General features: G+C 35.4%; 2 protein-coding genes and 1 pseudogene. 1 reads left to right on the forward strand and 2 read right to left on the reverse strand.

Annotated elements, in window-relative coordinates; all coding sequences use genetic code 11:
• Positions 1 to 381: 381 nt before the first annotated feature.
• Positions 382 to 3,231, forward strand: a complete 2,850-nt coding sequence (locus QNK89_RS00210) for a LamG-like jellyroll fold domain-containing protein (protein WP_340168907.1) — start codon at positions 382 to 384, stop codon at positions 3,229 to 3,231.
• Positions 3,232 to 3,328: 97 nt separating this feature from the next.
• Here the strand turns inward: QNK89_RS00210 and QNK89_RS00215 are convergent.
• Positions 3,329 to 3,565: pseudogene (locus QNK89_RS00215) on the reverse strand (methyltransferase); the annotation flags it as partial.
• Positions 3,566 to 3,640: 75 nt separating this feature from the next.
• Positions 3,641 to 4,258 carry an AraC family transcriptional regulator gene (locus QNK89_RS00220; RefSeq protein ID WP_340168906.1) on the reverse strand — a complete coding sequence of 206 codons (618 nt, stop codon included), beginning with the start codon at positions 4,256 to 4,258 and terminating at the stop codon, positions 3,641 to 3,643.
• Positions 4,259 to 4,938 lie beyond the last annotated feature (680 nt).

Consider the following 4,938-nt stretch of genomic DNA (forward strand, 5'->3'; position numbering starts at 1 on the left):
GTTACAGCAGGAGTTTGGCAGCATGTTGTTGCGGTTTATGATAATGGTGCAATGCGTTTTTACTATAACGGAACAGAATATACCACAGGGTTAACAGAAGGAAATCATTCTTCAGCCGGTACATTTACAATAGGAGCAAATCAGAATGGTGGTGGAAACTTTTACACTGGAATCATAGATGAAGTTGCTGTTTGGAATGAAGCACTCACCGCTGCAGAAATTACCACCTTATACAACTCAGGTATTGGTTTAGATGCAGCTTCTAATTCTGGAGCATACACGTCTTCCGGGAATTTAGTAGGCTACTATAAAATGGACGATGGAACAGGGAATACAACAATTGATGCCAGTGGAAATACAAATACTGCTACCCTAACCAATATGGATAGCAGTACTGATTGGGTAACCGGCTATCCGGTATCTCAAAATTATGCGCTTGATTTTGATGGGGTAGATGATTATGTAGCTACGGCTAATAATGTTTCTGCTCTAGACATAAGTGCTGATATCTCAATTGAAAATTGGGTATACATTAGTCAAAATGCCAGCGACTGGACTAGAATTATTGGTAAAGGGGAAGGGGGCAGCAGAACGTATGGGGTTTGGCTTGACACTAATAATCGGTTACTGTTTCAAATGTATGGCCCTTCCAGTGCTAATTTATACCCTGATATTCAATTAGAAAATAATAAATGGTATCATATTGCAGCAACTAGAGAAGGAAATCTATTAACCCTTTATATAGATGGTGTTAAAATCGGTGAGCTTCCGTATACAGGTACTCCATATACTGGAAACGAACCCTTAACTATTGGTTACGGGCCTGGTATGCATACGTATTTTACAGGTAAATTAGACGAGGTACGTATTTGGAACATTGCTCGTACCCAAACAGAAATTCAAGCCAACATGCATACTGAATTGTTAGGTACTGAAAGCGGTTTGATAGCTTATTATAAAATGAGTAATGGAAGCGGTACGGTATTAACAGACAATAGTAGTAATGCCAATACAGGGACTTTAACTAATATGGATAGTAGTACTGATTGGGTAACCGGCTATGCTATCCAAGATAATACCGCACCCGCAGGTTCCTTAGCTTACAGCTTAGGAGGTACTACTGTGTCTTCTGTTTCAGCAAATGATGTTGTTACCATTACCGCTACTTTTAATGAAAATATAGCAGATAGCCCTGTGATGCAAATATCCGGTAGTGGTGTAGAAACCATCAGTGCCACCAACATGACTAAAGTAAGTGCAACGTCTTATACGTATGCTTGGACAGTGGGAACAGGTGATGGTACACAAACATTTGCACTGGCAACAGGAACAGATAGTGCGGGTAATGTTGTAACAGCAACACCAACATCTGGAGCTACTATTACAATAGATAATATATTTAGTTTAGAAGACCTGGGCACCTTGGTTGCTTGGTATGATGGTAATGATCCGCATGGCACAGGAAGCGTTAGTGCGGGTGACGAGATTGCGACATGGGTAGACAAAAGCGCAAACGACATTCATGTTACACAAGCAACAGTAAGCAAACGCCCTGTTGTTGTAGCAGAAGGGAGTAAATACTCCATTCAATTTGATGGAAACGATATGCTTAGCGTAGACAATGCCACCATGGAACAAGCCTTTGCAGAACACACATTTATAGCCGTCGTAAAATCTTCAGTTGGTGGATATAAAAATATTATGGGTAGAAATTACTCCGTTTGGGAATACCAATGGCATGGACAGTCTAAGATAAATATGTATATTAATAGTAGTGAGCAAGATGGTGGTTCAGGAACGTATCCGTTTGATGGGCAAGCAAGAATAGGAATTTTCAGATATCACGATGCGAATAATAACTTGGATCAATGGATTGATGGAACCTCAAAGAGTACAACCAATCATAATCAATCGATTCCAAATTCTGCAAACAACTTTTATATCGGATCGAGAATGGGTACTGCTGAATTCTTCAACGGAGAAATGCTAGAGTTGATTATTTTCTCTGAGTATCTTACAGACGCAAACAGAGAGCGAGTTGAAGATTATTTAGCAAATAAATGGGGGCTAAATGGACCTGATTTAAGCCCGGAGTCTGGAGAATCGTTTCCAGAGACAACTTCCCCTAGCGCATCCTTAGCTTACAGCGTAGGTGGCACTACTGTGGCTTCTGTTTCAGTAAATGATGTTGTTACCATTACAGCTACTTTTAATGAAAATATTGCAGATAACCCTGTGATGCAAATATCCGGTAGTGGTGTAGAAACCATCAGTGCCACAAACATGACTAAAGTAAGTGCAAACTCTTATACATATGCTTGGACAGTGGGAACAGGTGCTGGTACGCAAACATTTGTACTGGCAACAGGAACAGATACTGCGGGTAATGTTGTAACAGCAGCACCAACATCTGGTTCGTATATTGTAATAGATGCTCCTCAGCATCTTACAAAACATGGTAAAATTTCTATTGCTAGTGTTGATTTAGTAAATAAATATGGGGCCTTAGGAGGAAGCAGTGGCTTGACAGCGAATGGAAAACGCATATCTACATCAACAGCTCCAGACGGGCTAACTTCCGCAACATCTAGTACCAGTGCTTATCAAATAAAACAAGACTTTCCGGGTTCTACAGACGGGCTGTATTGGATAGCCAATTCAAATATAAATAGCGGAACGCCTTTTCAGATCTATGCAGATATGACTACCGATGATGGAGGTTGGACTTTGATCATGAAAAATTCAAATACTAATGGTTGGACTTATGCTAATGCAATATCATTAAATACAACTATACCGTTTTCAAATGCATCAGATGTTATAAGTACTTCAACTGCTAATTATTCCATTATTGGATGGGCTGATTACATCAAAAGAAGTGAAAGTGGATTTGAATATATGATTGATGCAGGTACAAGAGGTGCACATGGTGCTATTTGGACTGCTAATGGCAGCTACAGTTTTGTAAACTCAAATAATACACAAACAAACGTAACCATCAATACAAAATTTGGTACTTGGAACTACCACGATGATAGTATTGAACAACGCATGCCTTGGTATTCTGATTCCGCAGGGTTTATTACAACAAGTAATAACCCTAATGGTGCTTGGTGGGGAACATTAATTGCACGTAGTGGTTGGTTTCCAGCTCCTTACATGCACAGTGGCAGTGGTTGTGGTGACAGCTGCTTACCAGATCCAGGAATTATATGGTATTGGGTGCGTTAGTTGGGGTTGTTTTATATCCGTTTATTTCGTAAGTCTGGAGACCTTGAGTTTCTTTAAAAGAACAATATAACTTTAAAAATGAAAAAGTAACTATACATATACTTTGTTCATATGCATTTTCATCTACCTCCACAGCATGAATGGTCATGGCGTTAGAGCGCTCTGCAATCATTAGCGCAACAACGCCACTACCTGCACCGACATCTAAAATAGTATCTGGATATTTATCAACAGTACACCAAGCACCTAATAAAACGCCATCTGTGCCTATCTTCATAGCCACTTTATCTTGTTCCACTGTAAATTCTTTAAACTTGAAAGGTTTAGGTTTCATTAAATATGTTGGTATCTTTTTATTATATTAATATTTAAAATTAACTTTAATTGTTATTTTAAAGAAAATCCGTTTTTAAACGTTAAGCTTCTGGTATTGTTTTGGAGAATAATTGGTTCGTTTTTTAAATGACGTAAAAAATGGATTATAGGAAACATAACCTACTTTTTTAGCTAAGCCATCAAAAGTTTTTGAATCTAAAAACCCATCATTTATTAATATCAAAGCATCTTCAATTCTATGAAGGTTTTTATACTCAACAAATGACATTTTACAATAATATTTAAAGATATATGCTAAATGACTAGAAGGAATACTTAAATTTTTCGCCAAGTCACTCACTGTATACTTCGGACTCCTAAAAGGGTTTTCATTAATAATAAATTGTTCAATTTCATTTAAATAAGACTCTATTTTAGTATTCATCAATTGACTTAGTTTAGAATCTTGACGACTTGAAGTTGCTACCTCTTTAATGCTCCATATTTCATAATTAAATATTAGATCTTTATCAAAAGCAAACAATCTGTCTTTTAATCTTGGGTATCCAAAAAGAATTTCTGGACTTATTAAGAGTTTTACGAAGAGAAAAAGTAGTACACAGTTTTTAAAAAAATTAGAGATGTTTCCAAAACCTTTTTGACTTCTTTCAAAATCAAAATACATAGAAACAATAAGTCTTATACTTCCCATAATAAAGATAATATAAATAAAAGAAACCCATTTATTTATTAAATTAAAATGCTTCTCAGAAGTTGAGGATTTATTTTTTAAAAAAACAAAAAACTATTTTTAATTATATAAAAGAGTAAAATACTAATGAGAATAAAAGAAAATATCGAATAAAAAAGAGCAGGTTCTAACAACTTGAATTTATTTTGAAAAGTAGAAAAAATCACCAAAAAGATAGGTAGTAAAAAATGTAGGGACACCTTATTTTTTATATGAATTCTATCTATTAATAATGATTCAAAGTATAAGTAAGAAAGGGGTATCACAATAATATATAGTGGTATTAACCCCTTAAAATCTATATCTACATACATTAGGTTATAGTTTTCTGAAAACCCTCCATGTATCGATCTCATAGAAACAATAAAAAGAACCAGTGCAAGGTAAATATTTACATACTTGTTTGATGTTTTCGAAAAAATCAGAATACAGGTTACTAATAAACCCACAAAACCAACTACGATAGAAAAGATATTTTCTAAAAAGAAAACCATAAAATTATTGGTTTAAGGGAATCAAGTTACTAATTATTACAAAATACTTACTATTTCTTATAAAACAAAATCCCTTTTGTAAAATTAAGAATAATTTAAATAAAAATAGTTACTAATTATTGTATAACGTCAGCAAAAAGTGAACTA

Source organism: Lacinutrix sp. (assembly GCF_037625555.1).
GTDB lineage: Bacteria > Bacteroidota > Bacteroidia > Flavobacteriales > Flavobacteriaceae > Lacinutrix.